Genomic DNA, 24,374 nt, shown 5'->3' with positions numbered 1-24,374 from the left:
CGGTCACGGGTGCCCGGCGACATGCCGCTCACTCGGCGCCGCCGCGCATGACCTTCCAGATGCGGGTGGCGACCTGGAGGTTGAGCCTGCTGTCCACGTCCGCGAGATCGATTCCGCTGATCTCGCGGATGCGCTGCAGCCGGTAGCGCAGGGTCGAGCGGTGGATCACGAGCGCCGAGGCCGTCTCGCTGTAGTTGCCGCCGCGGTCGAAGTACTGGGAGAGGGTCTCCACCAGGTCCGTGTGGTGCAGGGCGTCGTAATCCATCAGCGGGCCCAGCCACTCCCGGACGAACCCCTCCACCTCCCGGTGGTCGCTCCCGGTGCGCAGGATCCGGTACAGGCCCAGGTCGTCGTAGAACGTCATGCCGCTCGCGCTGTTGGAACGGCGGCGCACCTCCAGCGCCCGCAGCGCCTCCTGGTACGAGCGGGGCACCTCGTGCGGGGTGCCGCAGGAGGCGCCCACCCCGATCGCCCCGCTGTCCGTGCCGAGCTCACGGCTCAGCGCCGAGTGCAGCGACCGCTCGCCCGGTGCGCTCTGGGCCACCAGGACCGCCGCGTCCGAGCGCAGGGCGGGCAGGATCCGCAGGCCCATGCCCGTGGCCGCCCGGCTCACGGACTTCAGGAACACATCGTCGGCCGGACGGTCGCTCCAGCGCACCACGATCACATGGTGCGGCCCGTGCAGATCGTGGCCGACCGCCTCCGCGCGGGCGTACGCACTGGTGTCGTCCGCGCCCGAGAGCAGATCGTCGACCAGCTCCCGCCGCAGCCGCAGCTCCACCTCGGCCAGCTCGCGCAGATGGGCCAGCTCCCGGCCCAGCGAGGTCGCGGCGTGGTCCAGCGCGCGGACGGCCCGCTCATCGGCCCGGCCGTCCGGGTCCACCAGGCACAGCACGCCCAGCACCTCGCCGCGCGGATCGGCCACCGCGACCAGCCGGTCCCGCACCCGCACCGGACGCGGCCTGCGGGCGGCCTCCCGCAGCAGCTCCTCGCGCTGCGCCGGATCGGGTTTGGGGTAGGGCTCCGGGCGGCCGGGGCCCGCCCAGGCCCGGAGGTTGCCGAACCGGTCCTCGGCGGCCGCCGCCAGCCCGGTGATCCGGTACAGCGTCCGGACGATCCCGTCCTCGCCGTCGCCGTGGGCGGCCGAGCGGGCGAGGGCGTCATGCACCTCCCGCAGCTGGGAGAGATCGGTCAGCGAGGTGTCCAGCCGCCGCCGTATCGCCTCCCGCTCGTCCCACGCCCGGCGCAGCTCCAGGGCCTGGGCGCGCTCACGGCGGTGCGCGGCGGCGGCGGACAGGGCCGCGGCGGTCTGCCGTACGAGCAGGGTGAGCAGCAGCCGTTCGTCCTCGCCGGGCCGGTCGCGGTAGCTCACGACCAGGGCGCCGTGCAGGCCGTCCGGCGCATGGGGCGCGCCCGGCTCGCTTCGCCCACCCGGTTCGCGTAGCGCGTCCGGTTCTCGAAGCCCACCCGGTTCGCGCAGCCCATCCGGCTCGTGCGGCCCGCCCGGTGCGCGAAGCCCGAATGCCCAGCCCCAGGCCCGCCGGGGGAGCCGCACCGGCCCGTCCCGTCCGGCCAGCTCCCTCACCTGCGCGTCCAGGGCCTCGGTGGCTCGCTGACCGTCGTGCGGACAGCGGACCAGGCCCTCGCCGAGCCAGAGGTATCCCGCCTCGGCGCGGCCGGTCCCGACCGCGCTGACCTGGGCCATCGCCCGGCGCAGTATCTCCGCCCCGTCCTGGCCGTCGATCCCGTCGAAGCCGGTGAACAGAGTCAGACAGCGGTGCAGCAGCAGATCGTCGGCGACACCTGGTGGGGCCATTGGGTCACTCCGTGCGTCCTCATGTGTTCCGTGCGTCCTCATGCCTTCTCGAGCTGGCATCTCGAGAGATCCGCTCGGCCGAGTACCCACTTCATGGCAATTCACCGCATGAGGGTGAAAAGGGTGCGCGCCTTTCGATCTCCTGGGCGCAGGGGACGCGCCGGGAGAGGGGAACGGACGGCCCCGGAGGGCGGACGGACGGGACGGAAGGACGTGTGTCCCGTCTCCTCGCCCGGTGCGACGGTCGAGCGCGCCGACGTGATGGATTTCCCAATTCGACTGTCCATGGGCAAGATTGGCGGCGCGTCAGAAGGCCGATCCCGACGGGTTCGGCGGAGCCGCTTTCAATGGCCCGCCCTCTGGAGGGTCGAGGTCAGCGCGGGGATTGGGACGCCGGCAGATGCCCGTGACAGGTGCTCGACATCCTAGGGCGGCGCACCTCTCCATGATCAGATCCGGATTGAAGTTTTCCGTTTTTCCTTTCCTCATCGAACGGTTGATCAGTAATCTCGCCTCAGCAGCGGGTTGCCGTGCCGCTCTTCGTCGTGCTCAACTTCCCCGAGGACGCGGACGACCCGAGGGCGGCCCCGGAAGCCGGAAGAGGGCGAAGGAAGTGCAGGACGTGGAAGCCGCCTGGCGGCCGGAGGGCATCGACGCCACAGGCGAGGACGCGGCATGCGACAGGGCCTCAGCCCATGGCGGCGGCCCCGGGGAGCGCGCGATATGACCTCCGAATCGGGCGGGCCGAGATGTGACCGCGGCGCCGGGGACGCCGCCGGACATCCCGCCCCCACGGAGAACGATCAGCTGAGGCGGTTCGCGGGCATCTGGTGCCGGGCCGTCCACCCGCTGGCGGCCACGACGATGACCCCCGATGAGTTCGAGGTCTATCTGCTGCCGCTGGCCCACCGGTTGAGCGCCGCCCTGCGCGGCTCTCCCTTCGACACCGAGGCGGCGTACGCGGTCGGGGCCGCGCTGGTGGACGCGCAGTGCACCGAGCCCGAGGCGCTGCCCGCCATCCTGGGCGTCATCGACGCGCACCTGGTGTCCTGCTCGTCCCCCGCCGGGCCGTCCTCCGCCGGGCCGTCCTCCGCCGGGCCGTCCGCCGCCGGGCCGTCCGCCGCCGGGCCGTCCGCCGCCGGGCCGTCCGCCGCCGGGCCGTCCGCCGCCGGGCCGTCCGCCGCCGGGCCGTCCGGCGAGTCGCCGTCCGCCGGACTGCCCGCCGCGCCCGGCCACGAGCCGCTGTCCGACGAGGAGGCGCGCGCCCGCTGCGTACGGCTGCAGCACGCCCTCGCCGCCGGGTTCGTCCGCGAGCTGCGCAAGTGCGAGCGCGATGAGCAGGAGGCCATCTCGCGGGCCGCGCTGGCCGCCCGGACCGAGGCCGAGAAGGCGCTGCACGCGAGCGAGGCCAAGTTCCAGGCCGTCTTCGAGGGCGCGGTCATCGGCGTGGGCATCGCCGGACTCGACGGCGAGGTGCTCGTCGTCAACGACGCCATGGCCCGGATGTTCGGCGGGATGGACTTCTTCCGCCCCGGCCGCAACGTCACCGAGTTCGTCCACCCCGACGACGTACCGGGCGCCCATGAGCTCTACCGCGAGCTGGTCAACGGGGAGCGCGACCACTTCCGCATCGAGAAGCCGCACTACCGCGACGACGGCAGCGAGCTGTGGACCAACCTGACGGTCACCCTGCTGCGCGACTCCAGCGGCGCCCCGCAGTACCAACTCGCCCTCGCCGAGGACATCACCGAGCACCGGCAGCTGCGGGAGCGGCTGCGCTACGAGGCCACCCACGACGAGCTGACCGGGCTGCCCAACCGCACCCTGTTCCTGGAGCGGCTGGACCAGGTGCTGGCCGCCGGGGCGGACGCCGACCGGTTCGGCGTGTGCTACCTCGATCTGGACGGCTTCAAGGCGGTCAACGACAGCCTCGGGCACGCCGCCGGCGACCGGATGCTCAGGGCCGTCGCCAAGCGCCTCCAGGACTGTGTGAGTACTCCCGCCGAGCTGGTCGCCCGGGTCGGTGGCGATGAGTTCCTCGCCCTGGTCACCGGCCCCGCGGCGCAGGCCGACGGCGCCGGGCTGGCCCGCCGGATGCTCGCCGCGCTCGCCGAACCCGTCCGGGTGGAGGGCCGTGAGCTGCGGGTACGGGCCAGTATCGGCGTGGTCGACGGCCGGGCGGGGGAGATCGGCCGGGCCGAGGTGCTGCGCAGCGCCGACATCACGATGTACCGGGCCAAGGCCGCGGGCGGCAATCGCTATGAGATCGCCGACGCCGACTCCAACGCCCGGGTGATCGCCCGCCACAGCCTCACCAACGGGCTGCCCTCCGCCCTGGAGAAGGGCGAGTTCTTCATCGAGTACCAGCCGCTGGTACGGCTCACCGACGGCACCGTGCGCGGTGCGGAGGCGCTCGTACGCTGGCTGCATCCGGTGCACGGGGTGCTAGGCCCCGACCAGTTCATCCCGCTCGCCGAGGACACCGGGCTGATCGTCCCGCTCGGCCGCTGGGTGCTGGAGCAGGCCGCACGGCAGGCGCGGGAGTGGCGCGACGCCGCCGATGACGACGGCGAGCCGCTGCGCGTCAACGTCAATCTCTCGCCGTGCCAGCTGAGCCACCCCACGCTGGTCTCCGACACGGTGGCGATCCTGGAGAGCGCCGGGCTGTGCCCCAGCGCGCTGTGCCTGGAGGTCACCGAGAACGACCTCATCGGCGCCGACGAGAGCGCCCTGCGACCCCTGCGGCAACTCGCCGACCTCGGCGTGGACATCGCCCTGGACGACTTCGGCACCGGCTACTCCAACCTTTCGTACCTGCGCCGGCTCCCGGTCTCCCAGCTCAAGCTGGACCGTTCCTTCACCCGGGGCATGCAGCGGGCCCCGGCCGATCCGGTCGACGTCAAGATCGTCGAGGGCATCGTCTCGCTCGCCCACACGCTGGACCTGGCGGTGACGGTCGAGGGCGTGGAGACGGCCGTACAGGCCGAGCATCTGCGGGGGCTGGGCTGTGACACCGCCCAGGGCTGGTACTACGCCCGCCCGGGCCCGCCCGAGCGACTGCACACCCTGGCACTGGCCGACGCGAGCTGACGCCACGAGCGGGTGATGCGCACCGCCTGGCCGGCGCCGCGCGCCACGCGGGCGATGTTCCACGCGGGCGATGTGCCGTGTGGGTGACGCGCCCGGCAGACGCCGTGCCCCGCAGGCGACGCTCCGTGCATGCCACGCCCCCGGCAAACGCCGCGCCGCGCTCAGCTCGCCGCGTCGTCCAGCAGCCGTGAGCGGATCAGGAAGCGCACACCCTCCGGCGCCTCCAGGGAGAAGCCGCTGCCGCGCCCGGGCACCACGTCCACCGTGAGATGCGTATGCGCCCACCGCTCGAACTGCGAGGCCGACATCCAGAAGCCCACCGGCTCCTCGACCCCGTCCACCTCCAGCTCCGCGAGGAGCACATCCGACCCGCCCGTACGGAACTCGCCGAGCGGATAGCACATCGGCGCGCTGCCGTCACAGCAGCCGCCCGATTGGTGGAACATCAACGGGCCGTGCTCCGCTCGCAGTTGGCGGATCAGCTCGGCCGCGGCCGGGGTCAGCGCGATACGGTCCATGGGCGATCCCTCTCCGATCATGCTCACCGAGCGGTCAGGGGCCAAGTCCAGCGAACTCCCCGCCACGTTGCGAGAACGTTGCCCGTGCGGCGTCCCGCAACCGGGCCCGTCCGCGACGGGTTCGCCGGCCGCACGACAGAACGACAGGGGGCTCACCCCACCGGTCCCACCAGCCCCACCGGCTCCACCAGCCCCACCGTCTCGCGCTCGCGTGAGGACGTCGGCGCGCCGGTCCATCGGCGCAGGGCGGCTTCGAGGCCGGTGACGGCGGCGAGGTCGGTGGTGTCGGAGGCCCAGGCGACCACCCCGTCCGGGCGTACCAACACCCCGGTCGGCGTCGCGTGGCCGTCGGTCACGCTGCTCACCCGCCCGCCCCAGGCCGCGGCGAGGCGGGCGAACGCGCCGTCCGCAGAGCGGTCGAGCAGCAGGAACCCACCCCCGTGACCGTGGTCGGCCAGCCGGGAGCCGTCCCTCAGCCGCAGGTCGGGGACGTACCGGCCGATCAGCGGATGGTCGCCGGGCAGGTCGATGCGCTGTGTGACACCGGAGATCTTCTTGACCGCGTAGGTCGTGCCCTCCCGGGTGCTCAGCAGATCGGCGACGACCTCCCGGAGCGCGGCCGACGCCGCGTCCCCGCGCATCACCCCGATCTGGGCCCGCGTCCAGTCCAGCACCCAGGCGCCGAGGGGGCGACGCTCGGCGTCGTAGGTGGCGAGCAGCCCTTCGGGCGCCCATCCGGCCACCACGGCACCGAGCTTCCATCCGAGGTTCATCGCGTCGCCGACCCCGAGATTGAGCCCCTGACCGCCGAACGGCGAGTGCACATGCGCTGCGTCGCCCGCCAGCAGCACCCGCCCCGACCCATACGTGGCGGCCTGGCGGGCGTTGTCGGTCCAGCGGGTCGCGGCGCCGCGCAGTGCGGTCAGCGTGACGTCGGTGCCCGAGACCCGGCGCAGACTGGTCTGCACCTCATCGAGGGTGACCGGCGCCGAGCGGTCGGCGGGAGAGCCGTCGAACTCCACGGTGACCACCCGCCCGGGCTGTGGCCCGTAGCGGTACGCCCCCCGGGTCGACCACACCCATCCGTCGGCGAGCACCGAAGGGTCGGCGATGTCGGCGACGGCCAGATGTCCGGTGAGTTCGGGGTCGGTGCCGGGGAAGTCGATGCCCGCGAGGCGGCGTACGGTGCTGCGCCCGCCGTCGCACCCGACCAGCCACCCGGTGCGCACCGGACCGGCGGTGGTGCCGACGAGCACGCCGTCGCCGGTGTCGTCGAGCGCGGTGACCTCCACCCCGCGGCACACCGGTATGCCGAGTCGCGCGACATGCTCCGCCAGCAGCTCTTCCAGCTCACGCTGCGGCACCAGCCTGCCTCCGTCGACCGCGGTGTGGGCGGCGAGCTCGGGATCGGACCAGTCCACGAGGCCGGCGTCGAGGATCATGCCGGCGAAATGCCCGGTGAACCGCGACCCGGGCGCGGACCGGCCGCCACCGGGCGGCTGGTCGTCGGCCGTGCGGGCGAACGACCCCATCCGCTCGAGCAGTTCCCGCTGCACCTGTTCGGCGGCGGGCAGCAGGCCGCGGCGGTCGAGCGCCTCGGCCGTCGGCACGTTGATCGCCCCCGCCTTCATCGCCTCGCTCGGCTCGGCCAGCCGCTCGAGTATCTGCACCCTCGCCCCGGCGAGCGCCAGCTCCGCGGCGAGCACGAGGCCCACCGGCCCGGCTCCGACCACGGTCACGTCCATGTCCTGGTTCACATTCGCTGTCACGAACAGTGTTCTATGTACGAACAGTGTTCGTGTCAAGCTATGATGGGTCGGGTGAACCCGAGAGAGCGACGCGCGGCGCGCCACCAGCCGCCGACCCCCGGCCCGGACGCCGAAGCCGCCCCCAGGCCACGGCGCCGCAAAGCCCCGATCACCGTGGAGCAGGTCATCGACACCGCGCTGGATGTCGTCGCCACAGAGGGCTACGAGGCGCTGACCATGCGCCGGCTGGCCGGCGCGCTCGACACCGGACCCGCCTCGCTCTACGCCCATGTGGTCAACAAGGCCGACCTCGACGAGCTGCTCATCGGGCGGCTGTGCGCCGAGCTCGTACTGCCCGAGCCCGACCCCGCGACCTGGCGGGAGCAGATCCGTGGCGTATGCGCCCAGCTGCGCGACCAGTACCTGAAGTACCCCGGAATCTCCCGCGCGGCGCTCGCCATGGTCCCCACCGACCTCGAGATCGTGCGCGTCAGTGAGGGAATGCTGGCGATCCTGCTCGCCGGCGGTGTCGCCCCGCAGGCCGCGGCCTGGGCCATCGACGCCCTCTTGCTGTACGTGGCCGCCTACTGCCTGGAGATGTCGATCGCGCGCAAGCGATCGACGCAGGACGACGCCGCGTGGGTCCTCGACCGCGGCGAACTGCTGCGCCGCTTCACCGCGCTGCCCGCCGAGGCCTTCCCCCACACCACCCGCCACGCCGCCGAGCTCACCGCGGGTGAGGGCCACGACCGGTTCGACTTCACGCTCGCTCTGATGGTCGACGGCCTGGCGCGCCACTAGTGCGCTGACCACCTACGTTCACCGATGTGGCCACCGCACCCCGACGGGATGGGGCGGTAATCTCTGGGCTCGGTCGGATGTTCCGCCGGGCAGTCGAAGGGTGCGGGGGCCATGGGGGTTGCACGGCAGCTCGGGGCGGCGTCGAGGTCGGGGGCGGGGTTGGGGCCGGGGTCGGGGGCGGAGAGAGATCCGAGTCTGCTGCCGGTCCTCGGGGTGTTCATCGTGCTGGCCGCGGTGCTGGAACGCGGTCTGTCGCTGTTCGGCGGACCGGAGACGTACGTACTCTGCGATGACCTCGTAGAGCTGTCCGCGCGACTCGACCGGGAAGCAAACGTGAACCGGTGGTTCCTGCTGGCCGGCCTCGTGCTGTCCGTGGCGGCACTGGTCATCTCACGCATGCGCCGCGGACGAGTTCTTCCCGTGCTCCTGCTGTCCTCCGTTCTGATCTTGGTGGTTCTGGCGGACGACTATGCGGCGCGCGCGGACGCCGTCGCCCTGCGGATCTCGACGTCCCAGACGTGTGACGAGCCCACGAACCTCTATGACACGTCCCGAGGCTGGTTCAACTGGAATCCACTGGGCCAGGCCGGCTTCAGATAGCGGGTGAGTCTTGGGCGGACAGCTCTTCGGCCAGTTCCATACAGCGCAGGCGGGCTGGGGAGAAGTCGTAGGGCATCTTGCCGATGGCTTCGACCGCGCTCATGGAGTCAGCCTCCCGCCTGCCGGAGCCGAGGTCGGCCTCGTCCTCGCCGTCATCGGCGGTAGCGGGGTGCACAGTGTCCCAGGCGTCGAAGAGGGCATCGTCGTCCTTGTCCAGGCCGGACTCCTCGATGACGGCGTGCAGGGCACATTCGAAGGCGTGCCGCTCGACGGCCACTTGAGCCACCCGTGGATCGTCGACGGCGACGCTGTCGTCGAGTGCCTCCTCGGCGTCATCGATGCGGTCGGAATCCTCCCGCAGAGTGGGATGCGTGGCCAGGACGACGTAGCGGGTGGCCTGGACGGCCGCGCCGAGCGGGCCGAAGATCCGCTCAGTGACCAGCAGACTGTCCAGGTCCGCCTGCCGCAGGGAGCCCTCGGGCAGGCTCTTGAGACGTTCGGTGACGACGTCGGAGAGCAGGCCCATCCGGCTGCCTTCGGTGCGCATCCGCTGCACGGCGGTCCGTTGCCGCCGCAATTCCGCCTCCTGCTCGGCGAGGGTTTCCTCCAACCGCTCCAGGGTGCCCGCGATACCGTCTCCGTTGTCCGCACCGGCGGAAGCCATGCCGGTGGTGAAGGCGTCACGGATGTCGTCCAGGGCGATCCCGGCGTCGGCCATCTTGCGAATCCACAGCAGGCGGATCATGTCCTCGTACCCGTAGCGGCGGCGGTCATCGCCGCCCCGCTCGGGCTCGGGGAGCAGGCCGATCGCGTGGTAATGGCGAATCGCCCGTGGCGTGCAGCCGGCGAAGGCCGCCGCGTCACCGATCCTGACCTGGCGGGGTGGCATGAAAGACGAGCGCATGAGCAGGGACCTTTCCTCAAGGGATCGGGACGTAAGTCCACCGGACCACATGCCGCTACGGAAGGTGCAACCCCATACACGCCGCCCCGCGCCAAGGCCAGGAAATGCGACCGTCGCCTCGCACGTGAACCCGCTGGGCGCACCCCTCACCACAACGCTTGACTTTCCTGACAGGAAAGTAGGACGATTACTTTCCCGATGGGAAAGTGAGGTCTCGTCATGGAGAACATCGCTCCTGAGCAGGCCAGCGCCGCACTGGGCGCGGTGGACCGGGCCCAACGCCAGGTGGCCGAGGAAGTCGGCTTGCCGCGTGGCTACTGGTGGGCGATGGCGGGCGGCTGGCTTCTGCTGGGCGTGCTCGGCAACGTACTGCCGCAGTGGCTGGCCGGGATCGCGACCGTGGCCTTCGGCATCGGGCACGGGTGGCTCGCCTCCCGCCTGCTCGACGGACGCCGGCGCACGGATCAGCTGCGGGTGAGCGCGGCGGTCGCCGGCCACCGCATCCCGCTGGTCGTGGTCGGCATGCTGCTCGGACTCATCGGCGCCACTGTCCTGGTGGCCCTCGCGCTCGACGCCGACGGCGCCGCCCACGCCGGCATCTGGGCGGCGGCGCTGATCGCGGCCGTCGTCGGGTTCGGTGGACCGGAAATCCTGCGCGTGCTGCGTCGTTGGGTGCGGGCATGACGAAGGCGCGGTTCGACGAGCTGATCCATCCCAGCACCAGGCTGTCGCTGGTGGCGACGCTGGCAGCCGCCGACTGGGCGGAGTTCGCCTTCCTCAAGGACCGGCTGGCGATGTCCGACTCGGCACTGTCCAAGCAGCTCGCGACACTCGAAGAGGCCGGCTATGTCGCCACGGAACGCCGCCTCAGCGGCAGCCGCCGCAAGGTCCGCGCTCGGCTGACACCCACCGGCCGGGACGCCTTCGACGGCCATGTCGCCGCACTGCGGGACATCGTCGCCGCCGCCGCGAACCCGGCCGACGGGCCGGCCACTCGCTCATGATGTGGGCCTCTATCCGCTGATCCCGGGATTGCTCGCCATGATGTCCTCGGCGGTCTGCCAGAGGCGGGGCAGGAACCGGGTGACCTCCTCGGCGCGGTGGAGGATGTCCTCGGTCGAGCTGATGCCGAGGTCGCCGACGGCCGCGTGGAACGCGGGGGCGAGGGCACGGTGCAGCTCGGGGGCGTCCGCGGCCAGGATGGTGTGACAGCGGGCGAAGGTCGCGATGATCCAGAAGACGGCTTCGTGGTGGTCGCCACGGTCGATGAGCTCCTGGCTGCCGTCGATCGCGATCGGCCGTGCGGAGGGGGTGATGTCGCTGCTGAAGAGGAACGGGGTCCTCGCCACCTCGGCGGTGGCGTCGAACACTTCGGTGAGTTCCCGCAGATGGTGCTGGATGCGCCCGGCGGGCAGATTCCGGCAGCCGAGGAGATCCAGCAGCTCCGGATAGCGACCGAGGTGTCCGTGGTCGGCGAGGACCTCGCGAGCGGCCAGGTACCGCAGACGCACGGTGGGATTGCGCAGGGCGGCGACCAGAAGCACATGGGTGGTCACGCCGGTGGGAAACAGCCAGGACAGCACCTGCGCAGGGAACGGCGCCGAGGCGTCGATCGCCGCGAGCCGGGTTTCGATCCGGCGGCGGGCGTCCTGACATCGCCGGCGCACCCAGGGCCGCGCCGCGAAGTGGCCCGCGACGTATGCCTGCAGTGTGCGCAGGTGCCCGGTGGGATCGTCGATGATCGCGTCGGTGCGGAAGCTGCCGGCCACGTGATAGGAGGCGAGGACGTCGTCGGCGGAAACGAGCTGCGACCAGGGCAGATAGCTGACTTCCAGCAACGTGTCCCGGTAGCGGAGCTTGCCCGGCTTGGCGGGCGGGTCGTCCGCGGCGGTGATGACGACGATGTCGACGTCAGAGGAGGGCGCCAACTCGGCGTCGTCCGGGAGCCCGACCGTCGAGCCGCTGAAATACGCCCCGCGGAACTCCGCATCCGAGCGGGCATACCGCGCGACCCAGTCCGCCCCGATGGCACGTGCCGTTCCCAGCTTCACCACGCATCCCCCTTGCCGCACGAGCGCATGACCTCCATTGTCCCAGTGCGCCGCGGCTGCGCCCCGCGGCTGAGAATTGACCCCGCGCGCAAGAATCACGCGTCGACCGCACGACAATCAGGTCCACATCACGTTGCCTAGCAGTGGAACGGAAACATGCACATGCACACACCGGCACAGCATTCCGCCCGCCCGTTCCGTCGGCCGGGAGCGCGCGGTTCGGCGCTCACTCTCACCGTGCTGATGGTGTCAGCCGGCGTCCTCACCACGGCGTGCGGCGCCGATGGGGGTGACTCGAGCGCTGCCACGGCACCGCCCTCGAGAACCTTGAACGCCACGGAATCACCTTCCTTACCGGGCGCACCCGACCCCTCCGCATCGGCGGCGGGAAGCTCCCCCACTCCTCGGACGGCTGAGCAGAGAGCCCAGGAGGAGGCGGGCAAGGAACGGGCCGCGGCGGCTCCACGTGGCGTTCCGGTCACGCCGGGGGAGTCGAAGGAGAAGGAGAACGAGCACTTCAGACATCCTGTGCTGACTCAGGGGGATGTGACGGTCTTCAAGCCGGTGCGCAGCGGATCGGCTTTGACGGTGCCGATAAAGGTCACCAATCGTGGTGATCAACGTGCGTTCTACGAAGTCGCCGTCCGCGTTAGCGGCGATCATGGATTTGATGCGACGGTTCGCATGAAGAGCGAAGCGGTCGGTTTGTATCCCGGGACTTCGTGGCCCGCCGAACTCACCGCACGGGATTCCGGGAGCCCGGTCCCGGAGAACCCCCGGGTGACCATCGTGAAGAGCACGAAGTACAAGCATTCCGCTGATATCGGGGCGACTCCCACACCATGAGGGCGCGGGAGTCGCCGCGTCGCCTGCCTTCACCATGCCCGACCGTATGCCGGCCTTTGCGAAGTCCGCGGTCAGTCCAGGTCCATGGGCCCGTAGCGGGCAACTTTCGCTCCGGTTTGCAAGGCCCAGTAGCGGTCTCCATATGACCAGTGCCACCACTCCGTTGGGTAGTTGACCAGGCCGACAGCGGTGAGCGCGGTGCCCAAGATGTCCCGCTGGGAGCGAGCCTCGCGGCTGATGTCGTCAGCCTGCGTGTAACAGGCGCCCGCACTCTCCTCAGGAGTCGCATTCATGCGGGTGCCCAGGTCGAGCTCACGCCCGCCCGCGTCAGCGAGCGTCAGGTCAACAGCCGCCCCGGCGCTGTGCGGTGCGATCTCCGGTGGCGACACGTAGCGACTGGCTGCCGAGTGGACCTGCTCGGCAGCCCATTCCGGATGCGTGGCGCGCAGTTGGGCTGCGTATTCGTCGAAGTAGCGACGTTGGAGGGACGGCGGGCGGTATCCCTCGACGAACAGCAGCCGCATCCCTTGAGGCAGCTGTGCCTGAGCTTTGTGGAGTCGGTCAAGCACTCCTTCCCGCAGGTGTGCGAAAGCGCCGGCGGAGTCCTGCCACTTCCGCTCGTCGACCAACAGGCGGCTGTCCCGTCGCACATCCAGGAGTCGTTCACCGCACTCTTGAACAGGTACGGCCGCGACCTTCGGGTCGGACATCAGAACGATCTCAGTCATGACGCGATCATCTCGCGGACCTGCGTAGCCGCAGCCGGCCTCGAGTCACTGGTGCCGTGCAGGACCTTGTCCCGCCCGAGGTCTCACGGAGCGTCGAGTGGGGGTCTCCACCGACCCCGATCAGTTCCCACGCGTCGCGTCCGTGGCGGCGGCGGTCGCGCAGACCGGGCGGGTGCGGGCGGCGTATGAGCGGGCCGCGGCGATCAGGCCGAAGCCCAGGCCGCCGAAGGCGAGTCCGCCGAACAGCACCATCCAGGTGATTCCGGCGCTGGAGGTGAACGCCCCGTCCGGTTTGATCCGCGGCAGTACATCCGCGGCACTGAGCGGGGCGTAGATCACGAGGACGACGCCGTAGACGGACAGGCCGATCGCCGAGAGCCATGCCGGCAGGAGGGGCAGGAGGCGGGGCACCCGTCGCCCGGTGAGGAGGAGCGTCCAGCGTGGGAACACCTGGCCCCAGGGGTACATCAACCCCAGCAGCAGGAAGATTCCGGCCAGCGCGGCCAGGACGGTGACGTCGATGCCCACTGAGGCGAGCGCCTTGGCCGCGCCCGAGCCGCCCGCGTTCTCCTCGCGCCACTTCTCCGCCGTGACGCTCAGCGCGTCGCCGCCGAGCGTCCAGATGGTCTTGACGACCGCCCACGGCAGCAGCCCGCACATCAGCAGGTACACCTGGATCCGGGTCCGCCGGGACGCCACCGAGGCGGGCGGGTGGACCAGCGGTCCGCTGCCGTCGCCGGTGTGCTCGGCCCCGCACCGCGGACACCGGCCCCGCAGCCGCCGCCGGTGGGAGACGACGACCAACAGCAGCAGGGCCAGGCCCACGGTGTTCAGCAGGACATGGGCGAAGCCGGTGTCGCTCTCCACGCCCGACAACGACGCCAAGGTGACGACGTACGCGGGCAGGCTGGCCATGCCCATCGCGAAGACGGGGACCGCCACGGCCAGTACCGCCGTCACCGCCCCCCGGCCGCGCCGGGCAGGCGGCCGGGGGGTTGCCAGGCAGGCCCCGGCGGCCAGCAGGGCCAGGGCGGCCAGCGCGAGCTGGACGCCGGGCGCGTAGGCCACATGCGGCGACCAGGGGACGGTGGCGCCCGTCGTGGCCCAGACCACCTGGACGGCGGCGTACCCCACGCCCCACGCCGCGGCGGCGTGGGGCGCCCACCGGGGCCACCGCCGGGGCCACACCCGCCACCCGGGCCCCGGGGACGGCAGCCCGGGGCGGGCCGGGGCTCGCGCGGGAACAGTCACCGTGACCTCCGGTTTCGCGGTGCCGGTACTCAAGACTGTCCGGTAGCGGCCGCGGGTGCATCCGTCCCAGGGCGCACCACTTTCACCGCGCGGGGGAGGGGGGATGGGCCTCGCGGATGACACCTTTCCGTTGCCGGCCCGGTGTGCACCGGGTCGCGCGGCGGGTGAGGGTGAGGGCGACGGGACGGGCAGCGAGGTGAAGCGCCAGCCCGCCGGCTCCGGTCCCGGCCCCGGGCCCCGGAGGGTCGGCATGCTGCCGGGTGGAGGGCCACTCGTTTGTGTCAGGTGTTGGACAGGCCGAGGGCCAGCATCAGGAACAGCAGCATGACCAGTGCCGCCAGTCCGATACCGCCCACTCGGGCACCACCTCTGGGATGGAACATCCCCACGATGGTTCCCAGCGTCGCGAGCGGCACCACGTACCGTGCGGTGGCTATCAGGGCATCGCCGAAACGCTGCGGGCCCCGGACACCGTCCGGGCAGGAGTCGCAGGCGATGGCGAAGAGAGGCCCCACCAGCCCCACGAGGACTCCGAGGACCAGCACTACCACCGCGAGGACGACCAGCCCTGCCCAGCCGGCAGCGGTGCGCCGCCGAGGGGCGCCGCGGCGGTCCGGCCCGGCCGCGCCGTCAGAGGCCGCACCATCAGCAGCAGTTGTGGTGTTCTCCATACAAGGGACGCTATGGAACCGGCCAACCTGCCGGTATCCGCTGCCGTACTCATATGTCGTCGCCGAGGACGCCCCGGCGACCGACCCGTGCGGCGGCGCCCTCACATGGCGCGCAGGCCCCGGTCGGTGAAGGCGATCAGCCACTCGAAGCTCTCGTCGATGTCGGTGCTCCACTGGAAGCCGCCCGCCGCCTGCAACGTGGCGAAGCCGTGGCAGAAGCTGCGGAGCATGCGCAGGGCGTGGTTCACGTCGGACTTCGCGATGTCGTAGCCGCGCAGGACCGCGGTGAACGCGTCGAGCAGCCGCTGACTGGCGATGGCCAGCGGGTCGTCCGGGCCGGAGGGTTCCAGGCCGACCGTCGCGGCGTACCGGCCGGGGTGCTCCAGGACGAAGCCGCGGAAGGCGCGCGCCGCGGCCGCCAGGGCGTCGCGGCCCGCGTACCCCCGGACGGCGCCGCCGACGGCGTCCGCGGCCTCGCTCAACGCCAGCGCCGCGATGCGCCGGTTGAGGTCCTCCTGGCCGCCCACGTGCTTGTACAGGGAGGGGGTGCGCACGCCCACCCGCTCGGCCAGCAGACCCATCGTCAGATGGGCGAGGCCCACCTCGTCGGCGAGGGCGGCACCGGCCGCCACCACGGCCACCGGGTCCAGACCGGCCCTAGGCATGAGCGGCGTCCGAGCGGAAGAAGGCGAGCATCAGCGAAACCACCTGGTCGGGGAACTGGTCGTGCGGGTAGTGCCCGGCGCCCTCGATCATCTCAAGGCGACCGAGGCCGGACGGCAGGGCATCGACGATCGCCGAACCCTCCGCGTGCGGATCGGCCCAGTCGGGGTCGAGTGTGCCCATCACGACCAGGACCGGGCAGCGCACATTGCCGAGCTGCGCGCCGGCGTCGGTCGGGGCGCAGCGGCCCATGCCCTGCATGGCCTTCATCCGGCCCGGCTCGCGCAGCAGGGAGTCGATGCGGCCGAGCCGCTCGGCCCAGTCGGCGGGTTTCACGCCGGGGGAGGCCACGTCGAGGTACGAGCGCCAGAGCGGCACACTGCCGAACACGCCCGTGCCGAGCAGCCGCAGCATGCCCTGCCGGAAGCGCTTGACCCGCAGGTCGCCGAGGCGGATCGACTGCTTGCGGGTGAACGGCGCCAACTCGACCACCGCGCTGACCAGCGAGGGCTCCCGCGCCGCGGCGATGGTGGCGGCGCCGCCGGAGATCGAGTGGCCCACGAGCAGGGCCGGGCCGCCCAGGTGGCGGATCACGGCCAGCAGGTCGCCGGCGATGGCGGTGCGGCTCCAGGCCGGCCAGGCGGCGCTGGACTCGCCGCAGCCGCGCAGATCGACCGCGGCGACCCGATAGCCCGCCGCCACCAGCGGCGGGACCACGGCACGGTACGCGGCGCGGCTGTCGCCCATGCCATGGGCGAGAACGATCAGCGGGCCGGAGCCCGCCACCTCATAGGCGATCGTGCCGCCGTCGACGGCAAGGTACTCGGTCATGACACCCCTCAGCTCCGGCTAAATGCGTTAGCTAAAAGCTAATGTGCTTAGCCGAGCCTGTCAATGGCGAAGCCCCCGGCGCGACCAGGGGTGCGCGGCGTTCGGGGATGTGCTCGTGGTGGGCGGTGCGTGGGAGTCGTGAAGAATGCGCGCGCGATTCCCGGGATTCGGTGACGGGAGCGGAAGACTTGGGGGGCTCACTCGGCGCTTCCGAACAGGTCGGGCGCCGACCCATGCGAGGGGAGACCGGTCAACGATGTTCAGTCTGGTACGGAGCAGAATACGGACGGCCGCGTTCGCGCTCACAGCGGTCGCGGCCCTCGCCTTAGCCGGGACCGCCGCGACTGCCACGACCAGCGCGGCAGCGGCCCCCGCTCCCGCTCCCGCCGCCGCGAAACAGGGGCCGACCTCGGTGGCGTACGTCGAGGTGAACAACAACAGCATGCGGAACGTCGGCAAGTACACCCTCGCGGGCGGCGGCGGCAACGTCTTCGACGTCGCCGTGATCTTCGCGGCGAACATCAACTACGACACCGGTACGAAGGCGGCCTATCTGCACTTCAACGAGAACGTGCAGCGCGTCCTCGACAACGCCGCCACGGAGATACGGCCGTTGCAGCAGAAGGGCATCAAGGTCGTCCTCTCGGTGCTCGGCAACCACGAGGGCGCGGGCTTCGCCAACTTCCCCTCCCAGCAGGCGGCTTCGGCGTTCGCGAAGCAGCTGTCGGACACCGTGGCCAAGTACGGCCTCGACGGCATCGACTTCGACGACGAGTACGCCGACTACGGCAACAACGGCACGGGCCAGCCCAACGACAGCTCGTTCGTGCACCTGGTGACGGCGCTGCGCGCGAACATGCCGAACAAGATCATCAGCCTTTACAACATCGGCCCGGCCGCGTCGCGGCTGTCCTACGGCGGCGTCAACATCTCGTCCAAGTTCGACTACGTCTGGAACCCGTACTACGGCACCTGGCAGGTTCCCGGCCTGGCGCTGCCCAAGTCGAAGCTGTCGCCGGCGGCCGTCGAGATCGGCCGGACCTCGCAGAGCACGGCCGCGAGCCTTGCCCGCCGCACCGTCAGCGAGGGGTACGGCGTCTATCTGACGTACAACCTCGACGGCTCCAATCGCGGCGCCGATGTCTCCGCGTTCACCAGGGAGCTGTACGGCAGCGACGCCGTCTACACGCCGTAGGGCGACCGCGACGCCCCGGCGCGCGGACGGCGATCCACCACCCGCACGGGCCCGCCTCCGGATCCGCCGGAGGCGGGCCTCGCACATCGCGGCGGGGCGCGAAGATCGCCTCGGAGACTCCGCGGCGGTCTCGCCGGCCCGTCGAGTGCTATTCCGAGGCGGGCAGGTGCGGGGAGCGGAGCACGAGCAGGGTGATCTCGCTGGGGGCGAAGACGCGGAACGGCGGGCCCCAGAAGCCGGTGCCGCGGCTGGTGTAAAGCAGGGTGCGGGGGCCGTGGTGGCTGAGGCCGGCGAGGGCGGGCTGGTCGATGCGGACGAGGTGGTGGAAGGGCCAGATCTGGCCGCCGTGGGTGTGGCCGGAGAGCTGGAGGTCGATGCCGGCGGCTGCTGCCCGGTCGATGAACTTGGGCTGGTGTGCCAGGAGCAGGACGGGTAGGTCGGGGTCGGCACCGTTCAAGGCTCCGGCGAGGTGGGCGCGGTGGCCCGCCAGGCCGGAGGACTCGGCGGTGACGTCATCCACGCCGGCGACCACGAGGGTGTCGCCGCCGCGTTCGAGCAGCAGATGGCGGTTGCGCAGCGGCTCCCAGCCCAGCTCGTCCATCAGGTCGACCCAGCCCTGGGCCTCGCTGTAGTACTCGTGGTTGCCGGTGACGTAGACACGGGCCCGGGTGGCCCGCACGGTACCGAGGGGGGCGGCCTGGGCGCGGCGGCGTTCGGCCGTGCCGTCCGCGATGTCGCCGGTGTGACACACCAGGTCGGCTTCCAGCGTGTTCACCGTCTCGCATACCCGCGCCGACCAGCGGGCGCGATCGAGCGGGCCGTAGTGGGTGTCGGTGATGAGGACGACGCGGATGCCGTCCAACCCGGCGCCCAGCCGGGGGAGTCGCACGTCGAGTCGGCGCACCCGTGGCACCCGGCGGGCCTCGGCGTACCCCCAGCCGAGCAGTACGGCGGTGATGCCGAGGACGGCCCAGGCGACGATGCGGGCCCGGTCCTGGCCCTCGCCGACGCCGGCCACGGTCAGGACGAGCCGCAGGACGACGCCGAGCAGCACGGACCACGTGAACAGAATCCAGCTGGTGCCCAGCAGAGTGGCGCCGATGACCGCCGCCCAATCCTGCTGCCGCCGGCCGTGGCCGCGCGCCAGCGCGAACGGCATGCCGACGAGGCCGAAGACGAACAGGGCGGTGCCGACCAGCCTGACGGGCAGTGGCCAGTGCTGCCCGCTGTGCAGGAGCACCCAGCAGGGCACGGCCCACAGCAGAACGGGGGCGATCAGGGGGATGAACCGCATCAGGCGGCGCAGTCGGCTCTGCCGCGGCGCTGGGGCCTCGCCCCGGCTCTGCCGCGGCGCTTGCGCCTCACCCTCGGCGGGCCGGGTGTCGCTGGTGTCGGTCACGCTTCCCCTCCCTGACCGGGCTGCCGTCTCGCGCACTGTATCCGGTGGCCCTGGGGCGGCCGGACCGGCCGTCATGGGCGCGGCCCCTGGGAACTCCCGACGACATGATCGGGCCCAGCCCCGGCCCGGCGACCGCGGGCCCGCAGGGCCAGCGCGATCAGGGCCGCGCTCTCGGGGTGGCGTACGTCGCGTCGCCTGGGCCGCCAACTTCGCACCGGACGGCCGCAGCGAGGACCCGGTCGGCGGGGAACCGGGAGGAAGGCAGTATCACACGGCAGAAGGCGTTCTGGGACATGGCAGGCGTCCAGCGCCGCCTCGCGCACGGGTGACTCAGGTCCTTATTTCGACGCCGGTGGAATTGAGGTGCGCAGAAACACCAGAGGTGCCGCGCGTCAGACGCAGGATCAGTTGTCGTAAGGGGCGCTGGTGTCGTCAGACCGCGGGCGGGTACGGGCCGGCCGCTTCGGGGAGCAGTCGGGCTTTGAGACGGTCTTCGCTCGGCCAGCGCACGTCATGGACCCAGCGCAGCTTCTCGAACACCCAGATGAGGCGGGCCGACGGGTCGAGCTGGCCCGGCAGGACGCCGTGGCGCGCACCCGTGGGGTCGGCGTGATGTGAGTTGTGCCAGCTCTCGCCGAAGGACAGCAGGGCGAGCGGCCAGAAGTTGGTGGCCTTGTCCCGGCTCATGAACGGGCGTTTTCCCGCGACGTGGCAGACCGAGTTCACCGACCACGTGACGTGGTGCAGCAGCGCCATCCGGATCACGCCGGCCCACAGGAACCCGCTCAGCGCGCCGGTCCAGGTGCCGGTGACGAGCCCGCCGATCAGTGCCGGAGTCAACAGCGAGACGGCGGTCAGCAGTCCGAAGAGCCGGCCGATGAGCCGTAGGTCGGGATCGGCGGCGATGTCGGGCGCGAACCTGGCACGGTTGCTCAGCTCGCGCTTCAGCATCCACCCGATGTGAGCGTGGACCAGCCCCTTGAGTAGCGCGCGGGTGTCCGTCCCGTAGCGCCAGGGCGAGTGCGGGTCATCCTCCCGGTCGGCGAAGGCGTGATGGCGGCGATGGTTCGCCACCCACTGGACCGGTGAACCCTCCACACCCAGCGAACCCGCGACGGCCAGGGCGATCCGCAGGCCCCGCCGTGCCTTGAACGAGCGATGCGTGAAGAGGCGGTGATAACCGACCGTGAGCCCGAAGCCGGACACCAGGTAGGCGACCACCGCCATGCCGACGTCCAGCGCGGACAACAGGCCCCATCCCCATACGAACGGCGCCGCGGCGATCAGGCAGATCGGCGGGCCGACGACGAAGATCCACATTGCCACCCCGGCCGCGGCCGTCTGCGGGGCGTCGAGCAGCGGCTTGACCTCGGCCGCGGTCTCGACGTCGCGTACGGCGACGGCCTGTTCAGCGCGGTCAGCCTCGCTCGGGTTCATCGATTCCTCGCCGTTGCTCGAGCCATTTCGGATGTGGAGCCGACCGGCCGAGCTCATGCGCGACTCTGCGCGCTTTCGAGCACCCTCGCCGGCCCACGGCATACGTTCCCACCGGACGGCATCCGCGCAGGTCGTCGCCGATGTCCAGGGTGTGAACGTCGAGGGACCGAATTTCCTTTGGCGGGGACAGACAGGGCGCCTGACGGGCAGCTGCCCCGGTCAGGCGCCCTCCTTCGGTGCCTAGAAGAAGCCCAGCTTCCTCGGAGAGCGCGCCATCGTCGAAGGGTTCGTCAGGAGTACTCCAGGCGCCGCCGCCCGCCGTCTGGACGATCGCTCGGACGCGGTCACTGCCAGGAACGCGTCAGCCTGGCCTGCTGCTCCGAAGGGATGACGCCCCCGCTGACGCGGGGCCGACCGGGGAGGTCGGCATCTCGCGACGCCAGCCCGGGAACCACCCCCGCGGCTTCCGGGAAAAGGCACACGCCCCTGCAGCACCGCCCCGATGAGGAGAACCAGCGGGCCAACCGACAGCACAAAGGCAGCAGGGGCGGTCGGCCCCCTGGCTTCGACAGGACGATCTACAAACCCAGGAACGAGGTGGAGCGGACGATCAATGCCCTCAAGAGCTTCCGGGCTGTGGCGACGAGGTTCGACAAACGCGCCTACGTCTTCCACGGCACCGTCACCGTTGCCTCGATCCGACTTTGGCTCCGGTCGCGACCCACCGGAGAGACCTAGTAGTCCCCCTTCGCCCCGTCAAGCAGCTCCCTCACGATGTCCGCATGCCCCGCGTGCCGTCCGGTCTCCTCGGCGAGATGGATGAGCATCCGCGGCCACGATCTCGTTGCTTCGGGCGTACTGGCCTCGTACGACGCACACGCGCGGCCGGGAGTGCGCCCCATCGCTTCGCGGGAACCGGATGCGCACCACCGGCCGTCGTTCAGGCCCGGGTGTAGCCGCCGTCGGCGAAGAGTTCGGCGCCGGTGACGAACGACGAGGCGTCTGAAGCCAGGAAGAGGGCGGCCTCGGCGATTTCCTCGGCGTCAGCCAGCCGCCCCAGTGGCACGGTGGCCTCGGCGAACTGATCGGCGGCCGGCCCCGCGGCGCCCAGCAGGCCAGGGGTGCGCGTGGGGCCCGGGCTGAGCACGTTGACCCGGAATCGGCGCTCCCGTGACTGCCGGGCCCAGTTGTGCACGAGGTTGCTCACCGCCGCCTTCGAGGCGCTGTAGACCTCGAGCTGCTCATTGGGCCGCACGCTGTTGCTCGAGCCGACGACCACGATGGAGGCGTTCCCCGCCAGCAGCGGAAGCGCCTTCTGAACGGTGAACAGGGTGCCCTTGACGTTGACGGCGAGCGTCAGGTCGACGTTTGCCTCGGTGTGTGTGCCGAGCGCGGCGTCCGCAGCGATTCCCGCGTTGGCCACCAGTACGTCGATGCGTCCGGCCTCCTCACGGACGCGCGCGTAAAGCGCGTCCAGGTCGGCCAGAACCGAGACGTCGGATCGTACGCCGGTGGCCGCAGGGCCCATCTCCTTGACTGCCGCTTCGAGGCGGTCGATGTCCCGGCCGGTCACGAAGACCCGTGCGCCCTCCCGGACGAAGCGGTGGGCGATGGCCAACCCGATCCCGCTGGTCCCTCCGGTGATCACGGCCACCTTCTCCTGCAGTACGCCTGGCATGGCGAACCCCTTCAGTTCTGGAATGGATCGTCCATAACGTAGGCAGTAATGGACGATCGAGTCAAGAATGGTTAGGCTGAAACCATGCCGAGACCACGCGCATTCGACGAACGCCACGTCCTGGAGCGGGCCCGGGAACAGTTCTGGGCGACCGGCTATGCAGGGACCCGGATGGACGACATCGCCCAGGCGACCGGCCTGGGCAAGGGCAGCCTGTACGGCGCATTCGGCGACAAGGGCAAGCTGTTCCACCGCGTGTTTGGCGACTGGTGCACCGCAGTCGTCGAGGTGGCCGAAGGGCGGCTGGCAGGTGGCCCGGACGCAGAGGCCTTGGCCCGGCTGTCGGGATACGTGCACCTAATGGCGGAGAACACCGCCTCCGACACCGAGCGCCGCGGGTGCCTGTTGGCCAAGGGCGCGGCGGAACTGGCCCAGCGCGATCCGACGGTCGCTGGACGGTCGGCCGAGACCATGACGGCACTACTGACCCTGCTGCGAACGGAGATCAGCGCCGCCCAGCGCCACGGCGACATCGATGGCGCTGCGGATCCGGAGCGGTTGGCGGCACTGCTGCTGACGGTGGTCCGCGGTATCGAGGCGGTAGGCAAGGCCGGCCTGGACCCGGAGACGCTGCGGAACATTGCAGACACCGCACTGGCAGTCCTGCCCATGCCCGGGGGCAGAAACGCCTCGCAACCGGGCGCAGTCCGGCCCGCGAGAACTAACTTGGTGCCATCACGGCCACATGATCCGCCGGACAGTGCCTAGTAGTGCTTTGTCAGGTGGTCTTGTCGCCCTGGGTGTGTGGTAGTTCGCTGGTTGTATGAGGGCTGGGGAGCTTGCCGCGTGTCGGGTTCGGCTGGAGGAATTCGCTTCCGAGGTGTTCGCGCCGCTGGTGCGGCGGGATCAGCGTGAGAAGGGTGCCTTCTATCTGCGGGGACTGCTGCTGGACGGCCGGCGTAAGTCGATGCAGCCGATGGCGGAGCGTCTGGGCATCGATCACCAGCAGCTGCAGCAGTTCATGACGTCCTCGACCTGGCCCGTCGGGGACGTCCGGGCCCGTCTGGCATGGAGGGCTGTGCGGGTGGTCCGTCCGCAGGTGTGGGTGGTGGAGGACACCGGCTTCCCCAAGGACGGTGCCTCCTCTCCAGGGGTGGCCCGCCAGTATTCAGGGACTCTGGGCAAGGTCGGCAACTGCCAGATCGGGGTCAGTGTCCACGCCACGTCCGACACGGCTTCGTGTCCGCTGTCCTGGCGGCTGTTCCTGCCCGCTTCCTGGGACGAGCCCGACGCGGTCGACCGCAGAGAACGCTGCCGCATCCCCGATACCGTCCACCATCGGCCCAAATGGGAGCTCGCTTTGGACATGCTCGACGAACTGGACAACCAGGGGCTGAGGCCCGCGGTGCTGGTCGCCGACACCGGCTACGGCGCGAACGCAGACTTCCGCCGCGGACTGGAAGACCGCGGCCTTGCCTACGTGCTCCAGGCCAAGGCCGAGATGACCGCCCGCGGCCAGAACGCCGAACCGCACCAGCCTGTCTACACAGGGCTCGGGCCCAAGCCGCTGCCGCGCTACCGTACCTCCCCGGTCTCCTTACGTGAACACGTGCTGGCTGCCGGACGCCACCACGGCCAGGCCCTGACCTGGCGCAAGGGCTCCAAAGCCGCGATGAGCTCGCACTTCGTGGTTCTGCGGGTCCGCCTCGCCGGCCGGCGCCCCCGCCCTGCCGATGACGGCACGATCCCCCTGGTCTGGCTGATCGCCCAGTGGCCCGAAGGCGAGACGGAGCCGGTCAAGTACTGGATCTCGAACCTGCCCACCGACATACCCGCCCGGGATCCGGTCCGGCTGGCGAAGTCACGCTGGCGGATCGAACACGACTACCGCGAGCTGAAGACCGCCCTGGGCCTGGACCACTTGGAAGGCCGATCCTTCACCGGCTGGCACCGGCACGTCACCCTCGTCACCGCGGCCCACCTGTTCCTGACCGAACAACGGACCTGCCCAAAAGCCCCTGCCGGGGCCTGACCCTCTACCAGGCCCTGGACCTACTCCAACACCTCCTCGCCACCTGGACCGGCACCTGCCCCACCTGCCGACAACCCACCCCAGGGCAGCCCTACGACACCACCTAACAAAGCAC

At 71.0% G+C, this 24,374-nt stretch carries 22 protein-coding genes and 2 pseudogenes; 10 read left to right on the top strand and 14 right to left on the bottom strand.

Annotated features, from left to right (window positions below):
• Nucleotides 1-28 precede the first annotated feature (28 nt).
• On the bottom strand, nt 29-1,816 hold the full coding sequence (locus tag J8403_RS08565; protein ID WP_211122640.1) for a PucR family transcriptional regulator: 1,788 nt from the start codon (nt 1,814-1,816) through the stop codon (nt 29-31).
• A 723-nt stretch (nt 1,817-2,539) separates the two neighbouring features.
• Between J8403_RS08565 and J8403_RS08555 the strand changes: the two genes are divergently transcribed.
• Nucleotides 2,540-4,906 carry a putative bifunctional diguanylate cyclase/phosphodiesterase gene (locus J8403_RS08555; RefSeq protein ID WP_246585763.1) on the top strand — a complete coding sequence of 789 codons (2,367 nt, stop codon included), beginning with the start codon at nt 2,540-2,542 and terminating at the stop codon, nt 4,904-4,906.
• A gap of 161 nt (nt 4,907-5,067) precedes the next feature.
• On the opposite strand, the gene J8403_RS08550 is transcribed toward J8403_RS08555, so the two are convergent.
• Nucleotides 5,068-5,424, bottom strand: a complete 357-nt coding sequence (locus J8403_RS08550; RefSeq protein ID WP_211122639.1) for a DUF779 domain-containing protein — start codon at nt 5,422-5,424, stop codon at nt 5,068-5,070.
• 152 nt (nt 5,425-5,576) lie between these two features.
• A complete protein-coding gene (locus J8403_RS08545; protein WP_211128146.1) occupies nt 5,577-7,169 on the bottom strand; it encodes an FAD-dependent monooxygenase in 1,593 nt (530 codons plus the stop codon).
• 66 nt (nt 7,170-7,235) lie between these two features.
• Here J8403_RS08545 and J8403_RS08540 point away from each other — a divergent pair, with 66 nt between their 5' ends.
• Together J8403_RS08540 and J8403_RS08535 are read left to right on the top strand one after the other, a co-directional pair.
• Nucleotides 7,236-7,973, top strand: coding sequence for a TetR/AcrR family transcriptional regulator (locus tag J8403_RS08540; RefSeq protein ID WP_246586315.1), 738 nt, complete (start codon nt 7,236-7,238; stop codon nt 7,971-7,973).
• Between the two features lie 213 nt (nt 7,974-8,186).
• Nucleotides 8,187-8,573 (top strand): hypothetical protein, encoded by a 387-nt coding sequence (locus J8403_RS08535; RefSeq protein ID WP_211122637.1) that lies wholly within the window; start codon nt 8,187-8,189, stop codon nt 8,571-8,573.
• Here the strand turns inward: J8403_RS08535 and J8403_RS08530 are convergent.
• Nucleotides 8,566-9,477, bottom strand: a complete 912-nt coding sequence (locus J8403_RS08530; protein WP_211122636.1) for a MerR family transcriptional regulator — start codon at nt 9,475-9,477, stop codon at nt 8,566-8,568. The genes J8403_RS08535 and J8403_RS08530 overlap by 8 nt on opposite strands.
• Before the next feature lie 219 nt (nt 9,478-9,696).
• On the opposite strand from J8403_RS08530, the gene J8403_RS08525 reads away from it, so the two are divergent.
• Together J8403_RS08525 and J8403_RS08520 are read left to right on the top strand one after the other, a co-directional pair.
• A complete protein-coding gene (locus tag J8403_RS08525; RefSeq protein ID WP_211122635.1) occupies nt 9,697-10,161 on the top strand; it encodes a hypothetical protein in 465 nt (154 codons plus the stop codon).
• On the top strand, nt 10,158-10,481 hold the full coding sequence (locus J8403_RS08520; protein ID WP_211122634.1) for a transcriptional regulator: 324 nt from the start codon (nt 10,158-10,160) through the stop codon (nt 10,479-10,481). Before J8403_RS08525 ends, J8403_RS08520 begins: the two co-directional genes overlap by 4 nt.
• Nucleotides 10,482-10,490: 9 nt before the next feature.
• On the opposite strand, the gene J8403_RS08515 is transcribed toward J8403_RS08520, so the two are convergent.
• Nucleotides 10,491-11,528: a hypothetical protein gene (locus tag J8403_RS08515; RefSeq protein WP_211128145.1), complete on the bottom strand. Its 1,038-nt coding sequence runs from the start codon at nt 11,526-11,528 to the stop codon at nt 10,491-10,493.
• A gap of 546 nt (nt 11,529-12,074) precedes the next feature.
• On the opposite strand from J8403_RS08515, the gene J8403_RS08510 reads away from it, so the two are divergent.
• The gene (locus tag J8403_RS08510) at nt 12,075-12,374 is read left to right on the top strand and encodes a hypothetical protein (protein WP_211122633.1); all 300 of its coding nucleotides are present in this window, start codon (nt 12,075-12,077) and stop codon (nt 12,372-12,374) included.
• A gap of 71 nt (nt 12,375-12,445) precedes the next feature.
• On the opposite strand, the gene J8403_RS08505 is transcribed toward J8403_RS08510, so the two are convergent.
• From J8403_RS08505 to J8403_RS08485, 5 genes are all read right to left on the bottom strand, one after another.
• Nucleotides 12,446-13,102: a M15 family metallopeptidase gene (locus J8403_RS08505; RefSeq protein ID WP_211122632.1), complete on the bottom strand. Its 657-nt coding sequence runs from the start codon at nt 13,100-13,102 to the stop codon at nt 12,446-12,448.
• 120 nt (nt 13,103-13,222) lie between these two features.
• Complete coding sequence (locus J8403_RS08500; protein ID WP_211122631.1) at nt 13,223-14,236, bottom strand: hypothetical protein; 1,014 nt, start codon at nt 14,234-14,236, stop codon at nt 13,223-13,225.
• A 398-nt stretch (nt 14,237-14,634) separates the two neighbouring features.
• Entirely contained in the window at nt 14,635-15,024 is a 390-nt protein-coding gene (locus tag J8403_RS08495; RefSeq protein WP_211122630.1) for a hypothetical protein, read from the bottom strand.
• Nucleotides 15,025-15,125: 101 nt separating this feature from the next.
• Nucleotides 15,126-15,659: a TetR/AcrR family transcriptional regulator gene (locus J8403_RS08490; protein WP_211128144.1), complete on the bottom strand. Its 534-nt coding sequence runs from the start codon at nt 15,657-15,659 to the stop codon at nt 15,126-15,128.
• A 22-nt stretch (nt 15,660-15,681) separates the two neighbouring features.
• On the bottom strand, nt 15,682-16,518 hold the full coding sequence (locus J8403_RS08485) for an alpha/beta fold hydrolase (protein WP_211122629.1): 837 nt from the start codon (nt 16,516-16,518) through the stop codon (nt 15,682-15,684).
• Between the two features lie 256 nt (nt 16,519-16,774).
• Here J8403_RS08485 and J8403_RS08480 point away from each other — a divergent pair, with 256 nt between their 5' ends.
• Nucleotides 16,775-17,713 (top strand): endo-beta-N-acetylglucosaminidase H, encoded by a 939-nt coding sequence (locus J8403_RS08480; RefSeq protein ID WP_211122628.1) that lies wholly within the window; start codon nt 16,775-16,777, stop codon nt 17,711-17,713.
• A gap of 148 nt (nt 17,714-17,861) precedes the next feature.
• Here J8403_RS08480 and J8403_RS08475 read toward each other — a convergent pair whose 3' ends face one another.
• Together J8403_RS08475 and J8403_RS08470 are read right to left on the bottom strand one after the other, a co-directional pair.
• Entirely contained in the window at nt 17,862-19,112 is a 1,251-nt protein-coding gene (locus J8403_RS08475; protein WP_211122627.1) for a metallophosphoesterase, read from the bottom strand.
• Between the two features lie 432 nt (nt 19,113-19,544).
• Nucleotides 19,545-20,549, bottom strand: coding sequence for an acyl-CoA desaturase (locus tag J8403_RS08470; RefSeq protein ID WP_425519886.1), 1,005 nt, complete (start codon nt 20,547-20,549; stop codon nt 19,545-19,547).
• 507 nt (nt 20,550-21,056) lie between these two features.
• Here J8403_RS08470 and J8403_RS08465 point away from each other — a divergent pair.
• A pseudogene (locus J8403_RS08465) lies at nt 21,057-21,287 on the top strand (IS5/IS1182 family transposase); the annotation flags it as partial.
• On the opposite strand, the pseudogene J8403_RS08460 reads toward J8403_RS08465, so the two are convergent.
• Nucleotides 21,284-21,379 (bottom strand): annotated as a pseudogene (locus J8403_RS08460) (mycothiol transferase); the annotation flags it as partial. The pseudogenes J8403_RS08465 and J8403_RS08460 sit on opposite strands and share 4 nt — an antisense overlap.
• 110 nt (nt 21,380-21,489) lie before the next feature.
• Nucleotides 21,490-22,227 carry an SDR family NAD(P)-dependent oxidoreductase gene (locus J8403_RS08455; RefSeq protein WP_211122626.1) on the bottom strand — a complete coding sequence of 246 codons (738 nt, stop codon included), beginning with the start codon at nt 22,225-22,227 and terminating at the stop codon, nt 21,490-21,492.
• A gap of 84 nt (nt 22,228-22,311) precedes the next feature.
• On the opposite strand from J8403_RS08455, the gene J8403_RS08450 reads away from it, so the two are divergent.
• Both J8403_RS08450 and J8403_RS08445 read left to right on the top strand, forming a co-directional pair.
• Entirely contained in the window at nt 22,312-22,995 is a 684-nt protein-coding gene (locus tag J8403_RS08450; protein ID WP_211122625.1) for a TetR/AcrR family transcriptional regulator, read from the top strand.
• Between the two features lie 55 nt (nt 22,996-23,050).
• Nucleotides 23,051-24,259: an IS701 family transposase gene (locus J8403_RS08445; RefSeq protein ID WP_211122624.1), complete on the top strand. Its 1,209-nt coding sequence runs from the start codon at nt 23,051-23,053 to the stop codon at nt 24,257-24,259.
• The last annotated feature ends 115 nt before the right edge of the window (nt 24,260-24,374 follow it).

It is taken from the genome of Streptomyces yatensis (assembly GCF_018069625.1).
GTDB lineage: Bacteria > Actinomycetota > Actinomycetes > Streptomycetales > Streptomycetaceae > Streptomyces > Streptomyces yatensis.
This window is presented reverse-complemented; position numbering and strand designations above follow the sequence as displayed.